At 50.0% G+C, this 24,151-nt stretch carries 20 protein-coding genes and 1 tRNA gene; 13 read left to right on the forward strand and 8 right to left on the reverse strand.

All coding sequences use genetic code 11. The features are described 5' to 3' along the window. Positions 1-104 precede the first annotated feature (104 nt). The 3 genes from groL to J1781_RS08330 all read right to left on the reverse strand — a co-directional run bounded on the left by groL (position 105) and on the right by J1781_RS08330 (position 2,806). Positions 105-1,751, reverse strand: coding sequence for a chaperonin GroEL (gene groL, locus J1781_RS08320; protein WP_129954214.1), 1,647 nt, complete (start codon positions 1,749-1,751; stop codon positions 105-107). A 53-nt stretch (positions 1,752-1,804) separates the two neighbouring features. Next, positions 1,805-2,098, reverse strand: a complete 294-nt coding sequence (locus tag J1781_RS08325; RefSeq protein ID WP_009636718.1) for a co-chaperone GroES — start codon at positions 2,096-2,098, stop codon at positions 1,805-1,807. Between the two features lie 216 nt (positions 2,099-2,314). Further along, entirely contained in the window at positions 2,315-2,806 is a 492-nt protein-coding gene (locus tag J1781_RS08330) for an FxsA family protein (protein ID WP_014333639.1), read from the reverse strand. Positions 2,807-3,180: 374 nt separating this feature from the next. On the opposite strand from J1781_RS08330, the gene aspA reads away from it, so the two are divergent. From aspA to J1781_RS08380, 10 genes are all read left to right on the forward strand, one after another. After that, complete coding sequence (gene aspA / locus J1781_RS08335; RefSeq protein WP_014333637.1) at positions 3,181-4,617, forward strand: aspartate ammonia-lyase; 1,437 nt, start codon at positions 3,181-3,183, stop codon at positions 4,615-4,617. A gap of 134 nt (positions 4,618-4,751) precedes the next feature. Continuing rightward, on the forward strand, positions 4,752-6,053 hold the full coding sequence (locus J1781_RS08340) for an anaerobic C4-dicarboxylate transporter (protein ID WP_129954212.1): 1,302 nt from the start codon (positions 4,752-4,754) through the stop codon (positions 6,051-6,053). A gap of 171 nt (positions 6,054-6,224) precedes the next feature. Next, complete coding sequence (locus J1781_RS08345) at positions 6,225-7,955, forward strand: protein-disulfide reductase DsbD (RefSeq protein WP_217233428.1); 1,731 nt, start codon at positions 6,225-6,227, stop codon at positions 7,953-7,955. 43 nt (positions 7,956-7,998) lie between these two features. Beyond that, positions 7,999-8,574: a division control transcriptional repressor DicD gene (gene dicD / locus J1781_RS08350; RefSeq protein WP_129954208.1), complete on the forward strand. Its 576-nt coding sequence runs from the start codon at positions 7,999-8,001 to the stop codon at positions 8,572-8,574. A 129-nt stretch (positions 8,575-8,703) separates the two neighbouring features. Further along, a tRNA-Phe gene (locus J1781_RS08355) sits at positions 8,704-8,779 on the forward strand. A 224-nt stretch (positions 8,780-9,003) separates the two neighbouring features. Next, a complete protein-coding gene (locus J1781_RS08360) occupies positions 9,004-10,164 on the forward strand; it encodes a mandelate racemase/muconate lactonizing enzyme family protein (protein ID WP_217233429.1) in 1,161 nt (386 codons plus the stop codon). Beyond that, complete coding sequence (locus J1781_RS08365; protein WP_129954204.1) at positions 10,157-11,473, forward strand: MFS transporter; 1,317 nt, start codon at positions 10,157-10,159, stop codon at positions 11,471-11,473. Before J1781_RS08360 ends, J1781_RS08365 begins: the two co-directional genes overlap by 8 nt. A 90-nt stretch (positions 11,474-11,563) precedes the next feature. After that, on the forward strand, positions 11,564-12,589 hold the full coding sequence (locus J1781_RS08370; RefSeq protein ID WP_129954202.1) for a S66 family peptidase: 1,026 nt from the start codon (positions 11,564-11,566) through the stop codon (positions 12,587-12,589). 253 nt (positions 12,590-12,842) lie between these two features. Continuing rightward, positions 12,843-13,712 carry a winged helix-turn-helix domain-containing protein gene (locus tag J1781_RS08375; protein WP_217233430.1) on the forward strand — a complete coding sequence of 290 codons (870 nt, stop codon included), beginning with the start codon at positions 12,843-12,845 and terminating at the stop codon, positions 13,710-13,712. Further along, entirely contained in the window at positions 13,702-14,259 is a 558-nt protein-coding gene (locus J1781_RS08380) for a FidL-like protein (RefSeq protein ID WP_129954198.1), read from the forward strand. The genes J1781_RS08375 and J1781_RS08380 overlap by 11 nt, the downstream gene beginning before the upstream one ends. Positions 14,260-14,284: 25 nt before the next feature. On the opposite strand, the gene J1781_RS08385 is transcribed toward J1781_RS08380, so the two are convergent. The 5 genes from J1781_RS08385 to J1781_RS08405 form a co-directional block, all read right to left on the reverse strand. Continuing rightward, positions 14,285-14,557: a helix-turn-helix domain-containing protein gene (locus J1781_RS08385; protein WP_129954196.1), complete on the reverse strand. Its 273-nt coding sequence runs from the start codon at positions 14,555-14,557 to the stop codon at positions 14,285-14,287. Between the two features lie 25 nt (positions 14,558-14,582). After that, the gene (locus J1781_RS08390; RefSeq protein ID WP_129954194.1) at positions 14,583-15,554 is read right to left on the reverse strand and encodes a fimbrial protein; all 972 of its coding nucleotides are present in this window, start codon (positions 15,552-15,554) and stop codon (positions 14,583-14,585) included. A gap of 9 nt (positions 15,555-15,563) precedes the next feature. Next, on the reverse strand, positions 15,564-16,301 hold the full coding sequence (locus J1781_RS08395; protein WP_217233431.1) for a fimbrial biogenesis chaperone: 738 nt from the start codon (positions 16,299-16,301) through the stop codon (positions 15,564-15,566). A gap of 48 nt (positions 16,302-16,349) precedes the next feature. After that, on the reverse strand, positions 16,350-18,752 hold the full coding sequence (locus tag J1781_RS08400; protein ID WP_331252973.1) for a fimbria/pilus outer membrane usher protein: 2,403 nt from the start codon (positions 18,750-18,752) through the stop codon (positions 16,350-16,352). 201 nt (positions 18,753-18,953) lie between these two features. Then, positions 18,954-19,532, reverse strand: coding sequence for a fimbrial protein (locus tag J1781_RS08405; RefSeq protein ID WP_129954190.1), 579 nt, complete (start codon positions 19,530-19,532; stop codon positions 18,954-18,956). Between the two features lie 506 nt (positions 19,533-20,038). On the opposite strand from J1781_RS08405, the gene acs reads away from it, so the two are divergent. From acs to actP, 3 genes are read left to right on the forward strand one after another with little or no spacing between them, the layout of a single operon-like run. Then, complete coding sequence (gene acs, locus J1781_RS08410; protein WP_129954188.1) at positions 20,039-22,000, forward strand: acetate--CoA ligase; 1,962 nt, start codon at positions 20,039-20,041, stop codon at positions 21,998-22,000. A gap of 55 nt (positions 22,001-22,055) precedes the next feature. Continuing rightward, complete coding sequence (locus tag J1781_RS08415; RefSeq protein ID WP_129954186.1) at positions 22,056-22,367, forward strand: DUF485 domain-containing protein; 312 nt, start codon at positions 22,056-22,058, stop codon at positions 22,365-22,367. 29 nt (positions 22,368-22,396) lie between these two features. Beyond that, entirely contained in the window at positions 22,397-24,031 is a 1,635-nt protein-coding gene (gene actP / locus J1781_RS08420; protein ID WP_205951606.1) for a cation/acetate symporter ActP, read from the forward strand. Positions 24,032-24,151 lie beyond the last annotated feature (120 nt).

Here is a 24,151-nt window from a genome sequence, read left to right on the forward strand (position 1 = left end):
CAAAAAAACCCGGCCTTTTCAGACCGGGTTTTTTCAGTATATGAAGTCAGTGAGCAAAAAGCCCGCTGATTTCGCATACCTGCGGATGAACGCAGGGGGGATGATTACATCATGCCGCCCATGCCGCCCATGCCACCCATACCGCCAGCACCGCCCATATCGACTTTATCGTCTTTAGGCAGGTCGGTGATCATGCACTCAGTGGTGATCATCAGGCCAGCTACAGAAGACGCGTACTGCAGAGCAGAACGGGTCACTTTAGTTGGATCCAGGATACCCATTGCAATCATGTCGCCGTACTGTTCAGTGTAAGCGTTGTAACCGAAGCTACCTTCGCCTGCTTTAACGGTATTGGCGATAACAGAAGCTTCTTCGCCTGCGTTTACAACGATCTGACGCAGCGGAGCTTCCATTGCGCGCAGAGCAACGCGGATACCCACGTTCTGATCATCGTTGTCGCCAGTCAGGTTAGCCAGGGTATGAGCAACGCGAACCAGCGCCACACCACCACCGGCAACCACGCCTTCTTCTACCGCAGCACGGGTTGCGTGCAGGGCATCTTCAACGCGCGCTTTTTTCTCTTTCATTTCAACTTCAGTCGCTGCGCCCACTTTCAGAACGGCTACGCCGCCTGCCAGTTTAGCCACACGCTCTTGCAGTTTTTCACGATCGTAATCAGAAGTTGCTTCTTCGATCTGCTGACGGATCTGAGAAACACGGCCCTGGATAGTGGCTTCTTCACCCACACCATCAATGATGATGGTGGTGTCTTTGTTGATCACAACACGTTTAGCCTGACCCATATCTTCCAGGGTCGCTTTTTCCAGTTCCAGACCGATCTCTTCAGAGATAACAGTACCACCGGTCAGGGTTGCGATGTCTTGCAGCATGGCTTTACGACGATCGCCGAAGCCCGGAGCTTTAACCGCAGCCACTTTCACGATGCCACGCATGGTGTTCACGACCAGAGTCGCCAGGGCTTCGCCTTCAACGTCTTCAGCAATGATCAGCAGTGGTTTACCGGCTTTAGCAACGGCTTCCAGCACTGGCAGCATTTCGCGAATGTTAGAAATTTTCTTGTCAGCCAGCAGGATGAACGGGCTTTCAAGTTCAACAGAACCGGTTTCTGGTTTGTTGATGAAGTATGGGGAAAGGTAACCGCGGTCGAATTGCATACCTTCAACAACGTCCAGCTCGTCTTGCAGGCCAGTACCTTCTTCAACCGTGATCACGCCTTCTTTACCGACTTTTTCCATCGCTTCAGCGATCAGTTTACCTACGGTTTCGTCGGAGTTAGCGGAGATCGTCCCTACCTGTGCGATAGCCTTAGAGTCAGCGCAAGGTACAGACAATTTTTTCAGTTCTTCAACCGCAGCAACGACAGCTTTGTCGATACCACGTTTCAGATCCATCGGGTTCATCCCAGCAGCAACAGCTTTCAAACCTTCAGTGATGATTGCCTGCGCCAGAACAGTTGCAGTAGTGGTACCGTCACCCGCTGCATCGTTCGCTTTGGACGCGACTTCTTTCACCATTTGTGCGCCCATGTTTTCGAACTTGTCTTCCAGTTCGATTTCACGTGCAACGGACACGCCGTCTTTAGTGATGGTAGGTGCGCCGAAAGATTTGTCCAAAACCACGTTGCGGCCTTTAGGACCGAGGGTCACTTTTACTGCATCAGCAAGGATGTTTACGCCACGCAGCATTTTCACACGGGCGTCATTACCGAATTTTACTTCTTTAGCTGCCATTTTTAATTTCCCTTAAATTCGTTCTGTTCAGAAAAAAGTGGGTCGGGGGACAATCAGGCTTCAACAATGGCCAGAATGTCGCTCTCGGACATGATCAACACTTCTTCATTGTCGATCTTCTCAGCTTTCACGCCGTAACCGTCGTTGAAAATGACGATGTCGCCAACTTTCACGTCCAGCGCTTTAACTTCACCGTTTTCCAGAATGCGACCATGGCCGACAGCCAGGATTTCGCCACGGGTAGATTTACCTGCAGCTGAGCCAGTCAGAACGATGCCGCCAGCAGATTTAGATTCTACTTCTTTACGCTTGACGATAACGCGGTCATGCAATGGACGAATTTTCATTGATAACTCTCCTGTGAGCGGGTCCATATCTATTTTTAGGATTGAATGCCTGGCAGATTCCTGCCCGGCCTCGTGGTTTGTTTAATGGGGGCGATACCTCACCCTTCAAGGGGAAGAACAGAAAAAAATTTCTCTTTTTCTTTCGCTGCACGGATGACTAAAAATTGACCTCCGCAGTGCTTCCCAACAATCTTTTAACAATTAAGGCCACAGAGATTAGCGATCGCGGTGCTCTGTGTCGTCATCTTTTTTAGGTGAAACCAGACGTTCCTGCGTTTCATCCGTCCGCTGGAACTCGCCATCAAAGGTATTCCCTGTTGGCGCACTGCTTCCCCAGTTACCACCGGAACGCACAATATTCAAATGAGGCATCAGTTTAAGCGTCAGTCGTTTCTGGATCGGCGGTAGTAAGAGCAGCAAACCGAGGAAATCGGTAAAGAAGCCCGGTACCAACAGCAGAAACCCGGCAATGACCAGCGAAACACTTTTGACCATCTCAGCCGCCGGGCTTTCCCCAACCGCCAGTTTTTGCTGCAATTGCATAAACGTTTTCATCCCCTGATTCTTCACCAGGGACACGCCCACACAGGAGGTGAAAACGACCAGCAGCAACGTTGTTGCGACGCCCACCACCGCAGCCACCTTGATAAATAAGGTGATTTCAATGTAAGCCAGCAGGAATAACAGTAGTAACGGTAACCAGCGCACCGCATTCTCCTTGTAATTTGGCTCCGGAAGCGCTGTCGCAGCGGCATTCCAAAACCCTGAATAAGGGCCTGCTTGGGATCTTCGCTATCAAAGAAATGCAGGCTGACTACACTGAGATGGTGCTCATTCATTATCATTTCAAGCACCGGGCCTGATTTAATTGAGCCGGTAAATGAATTGTGAGAATTCTCACAGATACTAAAAACATGCACACTAATAGGGCAGGATAGTGATCTTAGTACGTGCAATTCATCTGGAGCAGCATATGATCGCCTTCGTTGCTAAAACAACGGTTGATCGTTTTAAATTTATCACGGCAAGTAACATAATTTTAAACATCGCATAACACATTCTGTACCGAAGAGAAGGTTCTCATGTCAAACACCATTCGTATCGAGGAAGACCTGCTGGGCACGCGCGAAGTTCCGGCAGAAGCTTATTACGGCATTCACACCCTGCGGGCGATTGAAAACTTCTACATCAGCAACACCAAGATCAGCGATGTCCCTGAGTTTGTTCGTGGCATGGTGATGGTGAAAAAGGCCGCGGCTCTTGCTAACAAAGAACTGCGCACCATTCCACGCCATATTGCGGATATCATTATTCAGGCGTGCGACGAAGTGCTTGATAAAGGCAAATGCATGGACCAGTTCCCTATCGACGTGTATCAGGGCGGCGCGGGAACCTCGGTAAATATGAACACGAATGAAGTGCTGGCGAACATCGGTCTTGAACTGATGGGACACCAGAAAGGCGATTACCAGTTCCTCAATCCAAATGATCATCTGAACAAATGCCAGTCGACCAATGATGCCTACCCGACCGGTTTTCGTATCGCCGTCTACGCGTCTTTGCTAAAGCTGGTTGATGCTATTTCCCAGTTAGGGGATGGTTTTGAGCGTAAAGCGAAAGAATTTGAAAACATCATCAAGATGGGCCGCACACAGTTGCAGGACGCCGTTCCGATGACGCTCGGTCAGGAATTCCACGCGTTTAATGTGCTGCTCAAAGAAGAAACTCGCAACCTGATGCGCACCGGCGAATTACTGCTCGAAGTCAACCTCGGGGCGACGGCAATCGGTACACGCCTGAATACACCAGAAGGTTATCAACAGCTGGCGGTAGAAAAGCTGGCAGAAGTCAGCAATCTGGCCTGCGTACCGGCAGAAGATCTGATTGAAGCGACGTCAGACTGTGGCGCGTACGTGATGGTCCACAGCTCACTGAAACGCCTGGCCGTGAAGCTTTCTAAAATCTGTAATGACCTGCGTCTGCTTTCTTCCGGACCGCGCGCGGGTTTAAACGAAATTAACCTGCCGGAATTGCAGGCGGGCTCATCCATTATGCCGGCCAAAGTGAACCCGGTGATCCCTGAAGTAGTGAATCAGGTGTGTTTTAAAGTCATCGGTAACGACGTTTGCGTCACGATGGCGGCTGAAGCAGGCCAGTTGCAGCTGAACGTAATGGAACCGGTAATTGGTCAGGCGATGTTTGAGTCAGTGCATATCCTGACTAACGCCTGTTACAATCTGCTGGAAAAATGCATCAACGGTATTACTGCCAACAAAGAAGTGTGTGAATTCTACGTTTTCAATTCAATCGGCATCGTCACCTACCTTAACCCGTTCATCGGCCATCACAACGGCGATATCGTCGGCAAGATTTGTGCTGAAACCGGTAAGAGCGTCAGAGAGGTGGTGCTCGAACGTGGCCTGCTGACAGAGGCGGAGCTGGACGATATTTTCTCTATCGAAAACCTGAAACATCCGGCCTACAAAGCCAAACGCTATACCGATGAAAATGAACAGTAACAGATTTCACTGCTGACCTTTTGAGGCTCGTTGTTCTGCGGAACAGCGGGCCTTTTTACTTTGCACGACACAACAATTACACAACAATTAATTATCAATTCCTTAAGGAATGCGGGGAATAGGGACGGACAACCATGTTAATTATCGAATTTATTATCGTACTGGCGGCGATTTTCCTCGGTGCGCGCTTAGGCGGCATCGGCATTGGTTTCGCAGGCGGGCTTGGCGTTCTGGTGCTCGCCCTGATAGGCGTTAAACCGGGAACTATCCCCTTTGACGTCATCTCCATCATCATGGCCGTGATCGCCGCGATCTCGACCATGCAGGTGGCTGGCGGGATGGATTATCTGGTGCAACAAACCGAAAAATTGCTGCGCCGAAATCCCAAACACATCACCCTCCTCGCACCTGTTGTCACCTATTTTCTGACGATTATGGCGGGCACTGGCAACATTTCACTGTCAGCATTACCGGTTATTTCTGAAGTCGCCAAAGAGCAAGGGATTAAACCCTGTCGCCCGCTTTCCACCGCCGTAGTTGCTGCCCAGATAGCAATTACTGCCTCGCCGATTTCTGCCGCAGTGGTGTACATGGCTTCCACCATGGAAGGTCACGGCGTCAGTTATTTGCATCTGCTGATGGTGATGATTCCGTCCACGCTGGCCGCAGTGATCCTGATGTCACTGATTGTCAGCGCGTGCTTTGACTCGAAACTGTCCAATGACCCGGTTTATCTCAAACGGTATGAAGAAGGCCTGATCCAACTGCGTGGTAATAAAGCGCTGGAAATCAAACGCGGCGCCAAACTTTCGGTATTGCTGTTCCTGCTCGGCGTCCTGACGGTGGTCGCTTATGCGGTCATTAACAGCCCGAGCCTGGGCTGGGTCGCGCAACCTGTGATGACCACTAACAGTGCCATCCTGATTATCATGCTCAGTGTCGCCACACTAATCACCTTGCTGTGCAGTATTGATACCGACGCCATTCTGACATCCAGCACATTCAAATCCGGCATGAGCGCCTGTATTTGTATTCTCGGTGTGGCCTGGCTGGGTGACACCTTTGTGCAGGCCAATCTCAGTTGGATCAAAGAAACGGCGGGCGGATTGATCCAGGTACATCCGTGGCTGCTGGCAGTGATCTTCTTCTTCAGTTCAGCGCTGTTGTATTCGCAGGCCGCCACCACCAAAGCCCTGCTGCCGATGGCCCTGGCGCTGAGTGTATCCCCCCTGACTGCAGTAGGTTCATTTGCTGCCGTGTCAGGTTTGTTCATTCTGCCCACTTACCCGACACTGGTTGCCGCCGTGCAGATGGATGACACCGGCACCACCCGCATCGGGCGCTTCGTTTTCAACCATCCGTTCTTTATCCCCGGCACCATTGGCGTATTCCTCGCGGTACTTTTCGGATTCGGTTTCGGCAGTATTATTCTCTGACAGTTTTCCGGGGGCTGCGGCCCCTGTTAAGCACTGCGGGACTTTCTGCTCAGCGATTGGTCAGGGTATACTCACAATTCATCAACGCGCGATGGCATGACGCCGTGCGCATCTTCTGTCGATTCACTCAGTGGCTGTTCATCTGCCGCGACAAAGAGAACTGTACTCCGCATGGATCACCGCATTCTTCGAATTTTCTTCCTGCTTTGCAGCCTGTGTCTTTTGCCGTTTCAGGCGAATGCCTCTTTATTTGGCAAACCCGCCGCGGCGCAGTTTGTACCCGTCGATCAGGCATTCAGCTTTGATTTTCAGCAGCAAGGGCACGATCTCAAACTGAACTGGCAAATCCGTGACGGATACTATTTGTATCGCAGCAAAATTGAGCTGGAGCCCAAAAATGCCCGGCTGGCAGCATTCCTGATGCCAAAAGGACGTGATCATCATGATGAATTTTTCGGTGACAGCGAAGTTTATGAAAATGCCCTGAACCTGACGGTTCCGTTGCGACAGGCCAGCGCGGATGCGACTGTTCGCGTGACTTACCAGGGGTGCGCCGCCGCAGGATTCTGCTACCCGCCGGAAACCCGTGAAGTGCCGCTGAATGCCGTCGCCGAACCGACGCGTGTCATCATGCCTGCACCGGATATCGCACCGGTTATCGCGACACCTGAAAAGCTATCCACACCACTGCCGTTTTCTCCGCTGTGGGCATTGCTGATCGGCATTGGGATTGCCTTTACGCCCTGTGTTCTGCCGATGTATCCGCTGATTTCCGGCATCATTCTCGGGCGTAAGCGCCCTCACAGCATGAAACGCATTTTCCTGCTGTCGCTGGTTTACGTGCAGGGCATGGCGCTGACTTACACGCTGCTCGGCATGGTCGTCGCCGCAGCCGGTTTACAGTTCCAGGCCGCGTTACAGAGCCCGTGGGTGCTGATTGTACTTTCGATGATATTCATTGCGCTGGCCTTGTCGATGTTTGGCGTCTTCAGCCTGCAATTGCCTTCTTCGGTGCAGACCCGTCTCGCGCTGTGGAGCAATGAACAAAAAGGCGGTTCACTGCCCGGCGTCTTTATTATGGGCGCACTGGCCGGACTGATTTGTTCTCCCTGCACCACCGCGCCACTCAGCGCTATCCTGCTGTATATCGCCCAGAGCGGCAATCTGCTGTCTGGTGCAGGCACGCTCTATCTCTATGCGCTGGGTATGGGCATTCCGCTTATCATCGCCACGATGTTCGGCAATAAATTGCTGCCCCGAAGCGGGCCGTGGATGCAATATGTTAAGGAAGGGTTTGGCTTTGTCATTCTGGCGCTGCCGGTATTCCTGCTCGAACGTGTGACTGGCGATGTCTGGGGGTTGCGTTTGTGGAGCCTGCTCGGCATGGCCTTCTTCGGCTGGGCATTGCTGCTCAGCCTGAAAAGTCACCGTGGGGTGGTACGCATCCTGCAAATTGTGTTTCTTGCTGCAGTACTGATCATCAGCCGGCCGTTGCAGGACTGGGCATTTGCACCCGCGGAAAATACAATGACACAGACGCATGCACTCAGTTTCCAGAAAATTCATAACGTGGCGCAACTGGATACCGCCCTTCAGGGTGCGGAGGGAAAACGTGTCATGTTGGATTTATACGCCGACTGGTGCGTAGCCTGTAAAGAGTTCGAAAAGTATACCTTCCCGGCACCAGAAGTGCAGAATGAACTGTCGGACACTTTATTACTCCAGGCGGATGTCACCCAAAATTCTCCTGAGCAGAAAGCGTTACTAACTCGTCTGAATGTTCTTGGCCTGCCGACAATTATATTCTTCGGGCCGGATGGTCATGAGTTGCCACAGTCGCGGGTTACGGGTTTTATGAATGCGAAGGAATTCAGCGCGCATTTGCAGAAAGCCCGCCCGTAAACGACACTACATTTTGAAGTACGCGAATTGTGAGGAGGCAAACGTGCTACGTGAACAAGTTCTCGATAAAACCCTTAATTTCCTGGAACAACGTGGCCTTGCAACATTGTCACTGGAAACTGTCGCCGAGCTGGTTGATGTTCCGCTCATCGAATTACGCCGTTTCTGGCCGGATGCCGAAGCCCTGCTTTATGACAGCCTGCGTTATCACGGTGAGCAGATTGATATCTGGCGTCGTCAGCTGATGCTGGATGAATCGCTTTCCGCGCCACAGAAATTGCTGGCTCGTTATAAGGTACTGGATGAGCAGGTACGGCAGCAGCGCTATCCGGGATGTCTGTTTATCGCAGCCTGTACGTTTTTCCCTGACAGCGATGCACCTATTCATCAGTTGGCTCAGCAGCAAAAACGAGCCTCCTACGACTACACCTTGTCGCTTTTACAGGAAATGGGCTCGGATGATGCGCAAATGGTCGCTCAGCAGATGGAACTGATCCTCGAAGGGTGTCTGAGTAAACTGCTGGTGAAGCGCCAGCTAAACGATGTGGAAGTCGCACGCCGTCTGGCAGAGGATGTTCTAAATATCGCCCGCTGCCGTGAACATGGTGCACTTTCCTGACTTACCCCTTCCGCTACCCGACGATTTCATCCTTTTTGCATGAAAAGTCAGCAAACAAACGTCTTTTATGTGTTTTAGACGACAAAGCCGTTGACGGCACATGCCCGATACGGTTTAATGCGCCCCGTTGCCCGGATAGCTCAGTCGGTAGAGCAAGGGATTGAAAATCCCTGTGTCCTTGGTTCGATTCCGAGTCCGGGCACCATTATTTAGAAGAACCCGCCTATGGCGGGTTTTTTGCTTTCCGCTAAACGTCAAAGTCTCACTTTCGTGACTTGCTTCTCACTTCTTTATTCATTTGCCCAAAATTCCCGTTTAATCCTGCTTAAAAGTTAGGCCGACGTCCGTTAACGGCCATATTCCCGCGTTTTAGACTGTTTACTTAGGCTGATAAGTATCCTCACAGCCCTACAAAAACAGGAACATCTCATGAAAATAATCAGGATTGAGGTATTGCGCGTTGCTATCCCGTTCAGCAGCGGCAGGGAAAAAATACAAGGGACTCAGACCGAGGCTTATAACGCAGCGTCTCCCGAGCTCAGCAGGATGGAAACGTTGCTGGTAAAAATCACGACTGACACAGGTCTGCACGGTTGGGGAGAAGGTTTCGGACATCTTTGTAATCCCATGACCGAAACTGCGCTGAACGGTCTGGTTGGGCGTTTTTTCCTCGGCCAAACCTGCCCGCAAAGCCCGCAGGAAATTGCCGTACTGATGCAGCAGGCCGAGGTTAACTTTCATGCTTTCGGGCGAACCGGTCCCGTGATATTTGCCCTTTCCGCTGTTGATATTGCGCTGTGGGATTTACTGGCGAAATGGCGGGAACAGCCGCTTTGGCAAATGCTGGGCGCAAAACGTCAGAAAATCGGCGTTTATGCCAGCCTGGTCAGTTATGGTAACCATCCTGAACGGGTAGCGGCAAAAGTGCTGAGTACTTATCGGGCGGGATTCCGCGCCATTAAGCTGCATGAAACGGCTTATCCGGCCATTGCCGCTGCCAGAGAAATATTACCTGCCGATGCTGAACTGATGATCGATGTGAACTGCCCCTGGACCGTGGAGGAGGCAGTGAAAAAGGCACAGGCTTTGCTGTCTCTTAATCTGGGCTGGCTGGAAGAGCCGGTCTGGCCACCGGATGATTTAGCCGGCCTGGCGGAAGTTCGAAAACAAGGAACGCGTATTGCTGCTGGCGAGAATGCAGCAGGCGTGCAAGGCTTCGCCGAACATTTCGAACGCGGTGCAATCGATATCGCACAGCCCAGTGTCAGTAAAGTCGGCGGTATCACTGCCATGTTGAAAGTATTTACTCTGGCTAAGCAATACCAAATCCGGGTTGTGCCGCACTGTTTTTATTATGGTGCCGGCCTGATGGCCACAGCCCAACTGGTCGCTATGCTCGATGACAGTGTAAGCCTGGAAGTGCCTTACATTCAGTGGCAAAACGCGCTTTATTCACAACTGAATTTCGAACCCTATATGCGGTTGCCGGACATACCGGGGCTGGGCTTTGAGCCGTCACTTTCCGTCATCAAGAAGTATCTCATCAGCTCGAAAACCCTTTCTCTGACTGCCGGAGCCGCTCATGCGTAAATCCAATTATCGTGTCGTGATCGCCCTGTTACTGTTCTTTGCCGGCATGCTCAATTATCTGGACCGCGCAGCGCTATCGGTAATGGCCCCCCTGATCAAGGGTGACCTGCACATCAATGATGCTCAAATGGGGATTTTGTTCAGCGCCTTCTTTATCGGCTACTGCCTGTTTTGCTTTATTGGCGGGTGGAGTGCAGACAAATTTGGTCCGCGCAAAGTCTTCGCCTTCGCTGCCGCATTCTGGTCAATATTTTGCGGTGCAACCGCGCTGGTGAACAGTTTCGCGCATTTGCTGGTCGTGCGCGTCATGTTTGGTATCGGCGAAGGCCCGATGGGGACCACCACCAACAAGTCGATTTCTAACTGGTTTCCGCGCAAAGAAGTGGGCCGCGCGGTCGGTTTTACCAACGCGGGTCAACCGTTGGGGGCGGCCATTGCCGCGCCGATTGTCGGGCTGGTCGGTCTGCATTTTGGCTGGCGTATTGCCTTCGTGGTGATTGCCGCGCTGGGCTTTGTCTGGCTTGCAGCGTGGATGACTTTTTTTCGTGATAAACCAGAACAGCATCCGCAAGTATCAGAGGAGGAAAAACGTCTGATTACCCGTGATCGCCCCGCAACACCGATCACCAACGATATCAGAGAAAAAGATGCACACAGCCTGTGGTATTACGTATTTTCCAAACCGGTGCTGGGTGTGGCTGCGGCCTTTTTCTGTTTCAACTATATCCAGTATTTCTTCCTGTCATGGCTACCAAGCTATCTCACTGATTTCCAGCATCTCGATATTAAGAGCATGAGTATTATCGGTATTTTGCCCTGGCTGGGTGCAACCGCGGGTTTCATCGGGGGCGGGATCGTCGCCGATATTCTTTTCCGACGTAGCGGGAATTTTCTCTTCTCACGTAAAGCGGTGATTTTCGCAGGTCTGATTGTGGCTGCCGGTTGTGTGCTGATGACGGCTTATACCCGCAACACCGCAGGCGCCGTAGCGCTGATTACAGTCGCCAGTATTTTTGCTTATATGACGCCACAGGCATGCTGGTCATTGTTGCAGGATATCGTTCCGGCGCACCGTATCGGAACGGCGGGCGGTTTTGTGCATTTACTGGCGAATCTGGCCGGGATTTTATCCCCGAGTATCACCGGATTTTTAATCCAGTACGGCGGGGGTTATCAGACAGCCTTCATCCTCTCAAGCGGTCTGGCGATCGTTGGAGTGATTGCAATGGCTATTCTGGTACGCCAGAGCAAAGTGACGGAATTATTTGGTAAAAAAGCACCGCCGGAAGAAATCGCAACCGGTCATTAATCCTCCGGTTTTATCCTGTATGCCCTGTTCAACCTGCAATTGAATTGATACATTGCGGGTTGAACATTGAGCAGATTTATAGGATGTAAAATGCTTTCGTCAGAACTTACGCTGTTCCCCCCTGCATTAAAAGCCGGCGACACTATTGGTTTTTTCTCTGCCTCATCACCGGTGACTGCCACCGCGCCCAACCGTTATTTGCGCGGGAAGAAATTCCTGGAAGACAAAGGATTTGTGCTGAAAGCGGGCACAATGACCGGCCAATATGATCACTATCGTTCCGGCTCCATTCAGGCTCGCGCTGAAGAACTGAATCAGTTGATCCGTGATCCGCAGGTGCGTTGTGTGATGTCGACGATTGGCGGTAACAACACAAACTCCCTTTTACCTTATCTGGATTACGATGCGCTGCGTGCCGACCCGAAAATCATCATTGGTTATTCCGACACGACTGCTTTGCTGGCCGGAATTTATGCGCAAACCGGGTTAATCACCTTTTACGGCCCGGCGCTGGTGGCTTCTTTTGGCGAATTCCCGCCACTGGTTAACGAAACCTACGCGTCTTTTTCGGACATTCTGATGACGCACCACTCAGAGCCTTACCGTTATGCTTTACCGCAGCACTGGACGGACGAAAAGCTCAACTGGAATGATGTCATACCGGTCAGGGCAAAAACGTTATACGCCAATACCTGCCGTTTCCTGGGCAAAGGCCGTATTGAGGGGCGTGTCATCGGGGGTAATCTGAATACGATGTCGGGCATCTGGGGCAGCCCTTATATGCCTGAAATCCGTCAGGGCGATATTTTATTTATCGAAGACAGCCTGCATGATATCGCTACCGTTGAACGCTCTTTTTCTATGCTAAAACTGAACGGGATTTTCGACCGTGTAAGTGCCATTCTGCTCGGTAAACATGAACTGTTCGATGATGCAGGATCTGCAAGGCAACCTGCTGACGTACTGCTGGAAGTGCTTAACGGGCAAGATATTCCGCTGGTTGATGGCTTCGACTGCTGTCATACCCATCCGATGTTAACGCTTCCGCTGGGAGCCCGTATCTCTGTTGACTTCGCTGAGCGACACATTGACATTGTTAGCCAGTATCTGCGGTAATTATAAAAAATCACGTACTACTAAAAATCTGTAGGTGATTTATATTCCTTCGCCCTGTGCCTCCTACCCTCAGATGACACACCATTGCTCTGTAAACATTTACGACAGAAATCTGTTTTTAGAATTGAACGGTTTATACTGGCTGCCCTGTCGCGTGGGATATAAATGAAACATATGCGCAGGGCACACATTGTTCTCATTACATGAACATGTGTGTGAGCAGGATATTCTCAACAGGGAGGCGTAAAATAACATGAATTATCTGATTGAAAATCATATAGTCTTCAACCCTGAAGATAACTCACTTTCATTACCGGGTGATTCAGAAAACCAGATTGCCGTTTCTAACCCTGCTCGCAGAATATTATTATTGTTAATAGAACAGCAGGGTATTGTTGTAGAGCGTGAGATTTTTTTCAAAAAAGTTTGGGAAGACTATGGACTGACAGCAAGTAATAACAATCTTAACCATTGTATCAGTAAATTACGCAAAGCGATGGTGACATTAGGTTATCCTGACGAATTCATCGTTACCGTTCCTAAGGTTGGCTTTACTATTCGCAAAGAAATCATTATTGAACCATATTTCACACATGACCTTTCTCCGGAACCCGTTCATAACAGGGAGTTCAAAACAGCGCCGGAAGTTGGGCTGACAGAAGCGATGCCGGAGGGAGAAACCAGCGTGCCGGCAGCACTGCCCCTAACGGTAAAAAAAGAATCCGACAAGCCTAAAAAGAAGCTCCGCCATGATCTGATGATAAGCCTCCTGGTGACGACAGCCCTGACTCTGAGTGCATTTCTCATTCTGTACTATGAAGTGCGTGATCCGAAAACGGAGCTGAAAGTTGCCAAAATAGGTGTCTGTGATTTGTATTCAACTGTGCCTGTAATTGTATCCCGCAAGCTCGAGTTTATTCAGCTGGCAAAGAGTTTTCTGCATAAAAATAATATTAAATGTAAACCGGGGAACATTTTCATTTTTCAAAGCGAGCGTTTTACTTCGCCTGTCAATACGGGTTCAGTCCGGGATTTCATGGCGCAGTGCATTACAGACGATAATCACAAGGCTAACATTTGCATAAGCTATTATACAAATGACAGGACCATGCATGACCAGTGATAAAAAATTCAACATCCGGGAAAATAAGATTATTATCCTGCCTTTACTTCCTGCAATCGTAATATTGATTTTAATCTTACAAGGTTATTGGGTGAAGAATGACAGGAAGGTATTTCCGGTTAACATCCCGTGTCGTGGAAATATGATTGTAGAAGCACAATATGATAATCAGAGAGCCAAAATGGTAACGACTCTCTACTTCAGTTTTCTTGACGGACACAAAATTTTAGTTTCACTGAGTGGAACAGGTTATTTATATGACAAACAAGGGAATATTACACAACGAAAAACACTGCTGAGGAATATTTATTATGACTACATTCACGAAGGCAAATCCTCCGGCACATATTCGCTCACCAGTACCCAGATAAATATCGACAGTGTAGACAATATGGACTGGAAAATGTCGTCTCTTCTGCTGATGAACAGTTTTTTTCTGACCGGCCACACTGATACACTGGCACTGAAGAAATATGACGATAACACCCTGTTGATTGAAAGCAATCAGTCTCCGGTTACGCTGTGCGTCTTCAAAAAAGGTATTTAAATACAACCTGATGCCAGCACGTCATCTATTTATAGTAAAGGTACAGTTGAAACCCGCAGGCCTGCGCATAACGAGACAAGGTGCAAAAACTGGCCTGCGCCGGCCGCTTTTCAAGGCGGGTAATGGCGGGTGGCGTGACGCCAAGCCGCCTGGCCAGCTCTGTTTTACTCAGCCCTGCATCTTCACGCAGTGTTTGCAGCAAGGCGTGAATTTGAGTTTCTGCGATAAGTTCCGGCGCCTGAGCCGAATAAACCGGTTCCTCGAGTGCCTGCGCCCGCAATTTTGCCGTTCTTAGCATATCGTTCTCCCTTTTTAAGCTGGCGTCAGTAATAGTTGATCTTGACGATCACCGACGCATCAAACTGCCCGAGAGAAAGTGTTTTTCCCGGGATCGCACTCAGTTTTGCTGTAAAGTTTTTAGTCACTTCATTCACATTGTTCAGTTCCGCAAAGTTATCGTAGCGGTTGAACGTGATGGCCTTATCCTGGTCGTTGTAGAGCATCAGCTTCGCGCCATTGGCGAGGTCAATTGCCGTGTTATCCAGCAACGGGCTGGCGGTAGAAAATTCCGCCTGCAGTGAGAAGTTATCCAGGCACCCTTGTTTTACCGCTTTAATAGCAAACGGCAGTGAAACGCCGGACGATCGGGACAACGTTGTACTTTGAATTGCACCGAAATCGACAATCTGTGACTCAGGATAAACTTTCAGATCAGAGCCACAGGCCAGAAAACGGATCCCCTGTAAACCCGATAAGTTGTATTTGAGGTTTTTTGCACCCGGCGTTTTGTTGATACCGCGGCTGCCATCGAGCTGGAATACCGTGAACTGATCAGCTCCCTGATAATGCCCGCCGGAAGGCGCATTCCCGCTGACTTTGATATACAAACGGAATGTGACATTCACCGTCACATTCTGCCCTTTCTTGATCGGTGTGCTGTTGGTGCTCAGTCGCTGTTCGTTCTGCTCCAGATCCTGCCCGTTATAACTGACGCCAAGCAGTAACCCCTCGCCAATCGACTGGGATTTAGGATTAAAGTAGAAGTGTACGACGTCAATGATCGAGCCCAGCACATTGTCGCAATAGGCCGTGACATTGATGTCATTGGATTCCCAGACTTTCGTTCCTGGTGGCACGTTGGCCGGAATCGCCAATTGCCCGACAGGAATGGCCGGTTTGTCGACTATTCCGCTACCTTTCTCGACACAATCGAGCGCCAGCACGCTACGGGAAAAAAATAACAGCAGCAGGAGCAATATCATCCGGCCTGCCTGAAATCTGCAAATACCAGCCATCACCACTCCTTAATGTTTCGCGTCTTTGCTGATGCGCTGACATTGTTGGGTCTGACAGCGGTACTCATTTACCTGCAATCCGCCGTAATCATCCATGTAACCCAGACTGTATTGCTGGCTAACATACTGACCACCAATAAGATTTTCCGTGGAAAGCGGTGCCAGCATTACACTGTCAAAACCGGGAATATTGCCTTTGTTATCTTTGCCCAGATAGCCAACGGTGATATAAAACGGCGTCGGATTGGTCAGTTTTAATCCGTCACTGAGACGGCTAACCTGCAGTTGCTCCTGCCAGTTGCCTTTCACCAGACTTCTTATTTCCGCCGGACGGAAAAACAGCTTCACCCGACTTTGGATCGCCACCTGCATCACGTTTGCCATATCACTTTTTGGCGGCACTTCACGCACGTTAAAGTAAAAAAGGGATTCGCGATCTTTCGGCAGACCGGCGGTTTCAGGTAACTGCAGAATGCGGATCTGGCTTTTCTGACCTGCATCAATACGCTGCATTGGCGGTAACGCCACCAGCGGCGAAGTGATTTTTTCGCCTTGTGCATTCTCCAGCCAGACCTGCGCCAGATACGGTAAATCTTTGCTTTGGTTTTCCAGCATTACGCTGACGGATTTATCACTGGCGTTATAAATGATGCGCGTCCGGTCCAGATTAACGGCAGCAAAAACCGGATAAACGGCCCCCGTCATCAGCAGTAATGTTGCCCAAAACCGTAATAAATGCTTGTTCATCCTGTTATTCCTTCCCTGAGCTGTTTGGGTGAAATTGTTGTTCAAAGATTAAGTGCATGGCAGCAATACCTGCCCTGAGCGGGTAACGGGCTGCGGCAGTACCTGAATCTGACACTGCTGTTCGTCTCCCCAGTGGACGGTCAAAGATTTCTCTCCTGAGACCCCGGCCAGATAAGCCAGACCGCCGTCGCCGACAAGCCCCGCCTCAAAACCTGAACTGTTGTCCGTTACGGCAGCGCCCAGCGGCGGGTAACTGCCATCTTTAAGGCGGATCACTGCCATCAGCCGTTCGCCCTTAATGGCGCGGATTTTGCGAAAGCCTATTGCACCTTCCGTCAGGGTTTTGCTGACCACCGAGCTGTAAACTTCCACGTCGTCCGGCAAATGGTTCACATCAACACGGATATCGGAGGTCTGGTAGCTGGACACGCCGTTCACGACTGCAATACCGTAATCGTTGGTGACTGACGCACCGTCGCTGATCGGAATGCCTTTTACGCCAGCCGACACCATCATGCGTGGCTCGCTGCCTGCGCTGCTCTGATGCAATGCTGCACCCGCAGCCGTCGCGGTAAACGAGCCATACCAGTTGGCGTTCACCGAGCGGTAATCGTTATTTTTCACGCTGCCGTTCGCGCCAAACTGGCCGTACGGCGACATGTGCTGGTAGTTGGCGCGGAACACGCCGTTGCCTTTTTGCAGATCCGGGCTGCTCCCGCCCGCGCCCACACGCCAGCTATTGTTCGGATCCTGGCTGTTGTAATACGACGCCGTTTGCGAGAAACCACTTTGCGAATCCTGCTGGGCGTCGTAACTGATTTGCTGCCCTGGCGACAGGGGCAAACTGAGCGACAGAAACATCTGGTTCTCATCGGTATCACGGTAATTCAGCTTGCTGGCGGAAAAGGTAGCTGAGATGCCGGTAAAGCGGCCGATATCGAAAATCTTGCTGACCGATACGCTGTAATTATTACTCGCACTCTCATTCCAGTAGACTTTGTGCGTCGCCGAGAGATAGAGCGTGATGGCAGGCCAGGACAGGTACTGATTGGCCGTCACGGTGTATGTTTGTTTGTCATCGAGGGAGTAACCGTCACCATTTACCTTGTCCAGGAACTGGCTGAACGACATAAACGTTTTCTCCGAGAAGCGATATCCGGCAAACGTAATCTGACTGCCGGTCGAGTCAAACCGCTTGGAATAGTTGGCGCGGTAACTCAGTCCGGTTTGTTTCCCTGCCACCGGCACGGTTGCCGAGGAACGCGTAACATCAAAAGACACGGCGCCGAGTTTTTGCAAGTTTTGCCCAACACCGATGGCCTGCGCCTGATAATTCCCGGTGGTGGTGATCAGACCGCCATACAACGAGAAATCATTCAGCGCCCCCCAGGACATTTCGCCGCTGTAAAAACCCGGCTGTAAGACGTGATTGCTGCTGCCGGTGGTCGGTTTGCCCATTGCGGTTTTGAAACGTACCTGACCTTTGCGGGTCAAAAACGGAATGGTCGCGGTGGTCACCTGATAAGTCGTCACGCTGCCATTTTCTTCTTCAATTTTGACGTCCAGTGCGCCCTGTACCGCTTCGGTCAGATCCTGAACGACAAAGGGACCCGGTGACACGTTGGTCTGATAGATCACCCGCCCGTTTTGACTGATGCTCACTTTGGCATTGGTTTTGGCGATGCCCGTAACCTGCGGCGCATACCCTCGCAGCGACGGCGGTAACATACGCTGATCGCTGTTGAGCGAAACCCCGAGAAAACGGAATGAATCGAAAATATCTGAACTGAAATAGGTCTGCCCGCCGGTCAGGCGTGCGCCAATAGAAGGCAGTGCGCGGTACAAATAAGTCTGCGTCCAGGTGAACTTATCACTGGCCGGCGTACCTGCTGTACGCGACGAAGAATATTGATAATCGGCACGGGCACGCCACGGCCCGAAGTTAAAACCGGTGGTGCCGTAACTGCTGAAACTGGTGGTGCTGTCGCCAGACTGCGGCATGTATTTGCTGCCGAGCAGATTGTAATCGAGTAATGCACCGTTGACGCCATCATCCCACTGCGAAGGCGGCACCCAGTTTTGATCATGAAAGGTCAGCCAGGCCTGTGGAATGCTGATGTTCAGCGTTTGTCTTTCCTGATCGTAACGTGCAGTGACTTCCTGCTGCTGATCGAGTGATGTGCATTTGCCGTGATGCCACAAAGTCAGTTTTTCGCGCGCGTCTTTGGTGAGATCGAATTTATCTACCAGTGAAGGCGGTAAACACAGACGGCTGTTTTTCTTATCCGCAGCGGGAACATAGTGAATCACGCTTTGTTCGCCGAGCGTGCGACCATTGAGCACCACATCCAGCAGGTATTCGCCGGGCGCGATATAATCAGCAACCTGAAATCTTGAAAGATCGACATTATTGCGATCGGCAGAATCAATGAAGTTAACGTTAAATTCCACTGCGAAGCTTCTGACTGAAATAAAGCATCCCGACAGAAGAAAAATAAACCATAAGGCACTCTTCATTTCAGCCGATGTTCTATTCATCGCAAACGACATAATAAAATCACTTCTTACGAAAATAGTCATCCACACCATTCCCCGGTGCGGGCACAACCGAAAAAATAAAGGGGAGAGAACTCCCCTAAATAGCAGCGATATTTATTTGTAATTCAGCGCGTAAGTCGCCTGAGAAACGATCGTACCTGTTGAAACAGGCTGAGAGTTAGCTTCCACACGGGCGGCAAATACCAACTCATTATTCCCTGTGACCAGGTTTATATCTTTCGAGGTGTCACCCACTTTGAGCAGGTCACCGTTGGCGTCAATCAGGCGGATGCCCGCACCCTTTGCACTGCCGGTGTTAGCCAGTAATTCGGAGGCACTGCTGTCAGGCGTACCGGCAAAAGAAACGGCAACTTTGGACATCGCCGGATATTCCACTGCGCCCGCAGTCTGTGCGGTCAGATTGCAATCCTGCAAATGAATAGTGTAATTCACATTTTGAGAGTATTTATTGCCGCTTTCGAGCACCTTATTCGCAACCTGTCCCATGTTTACATTAATGTCTTCATCACCTGCTGCAATTGAGCAAGGTGCATTAATCACCGTCCCGGTAAAGTGAATACGGCCTGAACCCTGATCGGTTCCTGTCGGAGGTGTAGTATCATCCGCAAAAGCCGATACAGAAATAAAGGCAGATAAAGCGATAATCAGTGTCTTTTTTTTGGCGTTAAACATAATGAGTCCTTGAGATTTAACGGTAGCTATTAAGCGTTAAGCAGCTTTTAAGCGATATTTTTCGCTGTACCGAAGAGAGCACCCCTCTCTTGCCAGATCAATATACTGATATTTTTAATTTAACGTTATAATAATTTGTCAATTGGCAATATTAAGAATTTTAATCTCAGATTAATCTTTAAACATGAGGTTTATGAAAGGAAATTAACTCAGAAGTTAAAATATTTGATATTAAATGTTCCGTAATCGATAAGAAAATCCCCCTGTCAGAGCTCAGGTTAAGCTTTATTTAACTCTTTAATTACATTAAAAATCATTATTTTTAACCTTTCCCGCTATTTCTCTTCTCTCCAGACTTATGTGGACTGCTCCGCATGTCGGATGAATATATCCTGCTGTTTTTTCTCCGCTTGCGTGATCTGCCCCCCAGAAAGCAAACAAAGCCATACCGCAAACTACACTTAACCTTTGATTGACATATCATTAACAAATTAAAGGAGAAAACCATGAGCCATGTTTATAAGCACCCTATTCCTGCCTCTGTGGCAGAGCGTACCCTGATCACACCTGAGAAATATCAGCAATATTATCAACAGTCTGTTGAGGACCCTGACGCATTTTGGGGGGAACAGGCCAAAGTACTCGACTGGATTAAACCTTTCACAAAAGTGAAAAACACTTCTTTTGCGCCGGGAAATGTCGATATCCGGTGGTTTGAGGATGGCACCCTGAATCTCGCAGCCAACTGTCTGGATCGTCATTTAGCCGACAAAGGTGAGCAGACCGCATTGATTTGGGAAGGGGATGACCCAAAAGTTGAAAACAAATACGTTACCTACAAACAGCTTCATCATGATGTTTGCCAGTTCGCGAATGTCTTAAAGAGTTTGGGCATTAAAAAAGGGGATGTTGTCGCTATTTACATGCCCATGGTACCGGAAGCCGCTGTCGCGATGCTGGCCTGTGCCCGTATCGGTGCCGTACATTCCGTTATCTTCGCTGGTTTCTCCCCGGAAGCCGTTGCCGGTCGCATTATAGATTCCAACGCCAGGCTGGTCATTACCGCTGACGAAGGCCTGCGCGCCGGACGTACCATCCCACTGAAACAAAATGTGGATGATGCGCTGAAGAATCCGGCGGTTACCAGCATCACACATTCCATCATTTTCAAACGTACCGGCAAACAGGGGGAATGGAAAGAGGGGCGTGACATCTGGTGGCATGATGCGATTGAAGGCGTTTCTGCAGATTGTCCGCCTGAAGAAATGAAAGCAGAAGATCCGCTTTTCATTCTTTATACCTCCGGTTCTACGGGTAAACCGAAAGGCGTATTGCATACCACGGGAGGGTATCTGGTCTATGCCGCCCTGACGTTCAAATACACCTTTGACTACCATGACGGCGACATCTACTGGTGTACGGCCGATGTCGGCTGGGTAACGGGCCACAGTTATTTGCTCTACGGCCCGTTGGCATGCGGAGCCATCAGCCTGATGTTTGAAGGTGTACCCAATTATCCGACACCAGCCCGTATGGCACAGGTTATTGATAAGCATAAGGTGAATATCCTGTATACCGCACCTACGGCGATCCGTGCACTCATGGCCGAAGGGGATAAAGCCATTGAAGGCACCCGCCGTGCGTCACTGCGAATCATGGGGTCAGTGGGCGAACCCATTAATCCGGAAGCCTGGGAGTGGTACTACAAAACGATTGGTAACAGCCAATGCCCAATTGTCGACACCTGGTGGCAAACCGAAACCGGTGGTTTCATGATAACGCCGCTGCCGGGTGCCACTGAACTGAAAGCCGGTTCTGCAACGCGTCCATTCTTCGGTGTTCAGCCTGCTCTGGTAGATAACGAAGGCGTTCCGCAGGAGGGGGCGTGTGAGGGTAATCTGGTGATCACTGATTCGTGGCCAGGCCAGGCACGAACTCTTTTCGGTGACCATGAGCGTTTCGAGCAGACCTATTTTTCTACATTTAAAAATATGTACTTTAGTGGTGACGGTGCGCGCCGTGACGAAGATGGTTATTACTGGATAACCGGCCGTGTTGATGACGTGCTTAATATTTCTGGCCATCGTCTTGGGACGGCTGAAATTGAGTCAGCATTAGTTTCTCATCCTAAAATCGCAGAAGCTGCCGTTGTGGGTATTCCACATAATATTAAAGGTCAGGCTATTTATGCCTACATCACACTGAATCACGGCGAAGAACCGTCACCGGAACTCTATACCGAAGTACGCAACTGGGTGCGTAAAGAGATAGGGTCCATTGCCACACCTGACATTCTTCACTGGACAGATTCGTTGCCAAAAACCCGCTCCGGCAAAATTATGCGTCGCATTCTGCGCAAAATTGCAGCCGGAGACACAAGCAATCTGGGAGATACCTCTACGCTGGCGGATCCAGGCGTAGTCGATAAATTGCTGGAAGAAAAACAATCAATGAAAGTGCCGTCATAATTTTTCACCGCCCTGGCGCGGTGAACTCTATCAATGCCTCACAGGAGTCACTGAGATGAATGATCTCATTTATCAGAGAGTTGTAAGTAATCCGCGCTTCAGGGAACTGGTGCAAAAACGCAGTCGTTTTGCCTGGCTACTGTCAGGCATCACACTGGTTCTGTATGTCGCTTTCATTTTATTGATTGCGTTCGATCCGCAGTGGCTGGGAACACCTCTTTATGACGGTGCCACCATTACCCGCGGCATTCCCGTAGGCGTTGGGCTGATCGTTATTTCATTCGTACTGACCGGGATTTATGTCGTTCGTGCAAATGGCGAATTTGACCGTCTGACAGCAGACATTATCCGCGAGGTGCAGCCATGATGGCACGCTGCGGCACGTTTCTGTTATTGATGTTATCCCTCGTTTTCCCGTCCAGTTTATTTGCTGCGGAGGGCATCGCCGGGGAAGTTAAACGTCAGCCTCTTAACGTTGAAGCTATTGTCATGTTTGTGCTGTTTGTTGGCGCGACCTTATACATCACTTATTGGGCAGCAAAGCGTACACGCTCTCGTCAGGACTACTATACCGCTGGCGGCCGCATCACTGGCCTGCAAAACGGTATGGCGATTGCCGGCGATTTCATGTCTGCCGCTTCTTTCCTGGGTATCTCCGCACTGGTTTATACATCAGGTTATGATGGCCTGATTTATTCCATCGGTTTCCTGATCGGCTGGCCGATTATTTTATTCCTGATTGCCGAACGCCTGCGTAACTTAGGGAAATATACCTTCGCGGATGTCGCGTCATATCGGTTGAAACAAAAACCTATCCGGCTGCTTTCAGCTTGCGGTTCGCTGGTGGTTGTCGCGCTTTATCTGATCGCACAAATGGTCGGTGCCGGTAAGTTAATCCAGCTATTGTTTGGGCTTAACTATCATGTCGCGGTGATCCTGGTAGGTATCCTGATGGTGCTCTACGTGTTGTTTGGCGGGATGCTGGCGACAACTTGGGTACAAATCATCAAAGCTATTCTGTTGCTGGCTGGCGCGACATTCATGGCGATCATGGTCATGAGATCTGTAGGCTTCAACTTCAATACGCTCTTCACTCAGGCGGTTGCTGTCCATTCTAAAGGGATTGCAATAATGAGTCCGGGAGGATTAGTTTCAGATCCGATATCTGCGCTGTCTCTGGGGCTCGCACTGATGTTTGGCACCGCCGGTTTACCGCATATCCTGATGCGTTTCTTCACCGTGAATGATGCCAAAGAAGCCAGAAAAAGCGTGTTCTACGCCACTGGTTTTATCGGCTACTTCTACATTTTGACTTTTATTATCGGTTTCGGCGCTATCGTCCTGGTCAGCTCAAACCCGGCGTTTAAAGACGCCAGCGGCATATTACTCGGCGGCAATAATATGGCTGCCGTGCATTTAGCGGATGCGGTCGGTGGGAGCTTCTTCCTCGGCTTTATCTCTGCCGTGGCTTTTGCAACGATCTTAGCGGTTGTCGCGGGCTTAACGTTGGCAGGTGCTTCAGCCGTATCTCATGATCTGTATGCCAGTGTCATCAAAGACGGTAAAGCAACAGAACGGGATGAGTTAAGGGTTTCGAAAATCACCGTTATCCTACTGGGTATTGTTGCTATTGCATTGGGCATTCTTTTTGAAAAACAGAACATTGCCTTCATGGTAGGATTAGCTTTCTCTATTGCTGCTAGCTGCAATTTCCCCATTATTCTGCTCTCGATGTACTGGTCTAAGCTGACAACGCGGGGGGCCATGATAGGTGGATGGCTCGGATTGCTTACGGCAGTCATACTAATGATCCTCGGGCCCACAATCTGGGTTCAGATCTTAGGGCATACCAAGCCGATTTATCCTTACGAATACCCTGCGCTGTTCTCAATGATTGTTGCTTTTGTTGGTACCTGGTTCTTCTCAATTACAGACAATTCACTTGAAGGACAGAAGGAGAGAGAACGCTTCTATCCTCAATTTGTGCGGTCCCAAACTGGTATCGGGATTTCCCAAAGTTCAAATCACTAATGTATAAGCGCAGAAATAAGAAAAGCCAATCCTGAGGGATTGGCTTTTTTGAATATCAAACCTTTAATCAAAGGCTTATCAAGCGCAGAAAAGACAAAAGCCCTGCACATTGTGCAGGGC

Source organism: Rahnella perminowiae, assembly GCF_019049695.1.
Lineage (GTDB): Bacteria > Pseudomonadota > Gammaproteobacteria > Enterobacterales > Enterobacteriaceae > Rahnella > Rahnella perminowiae.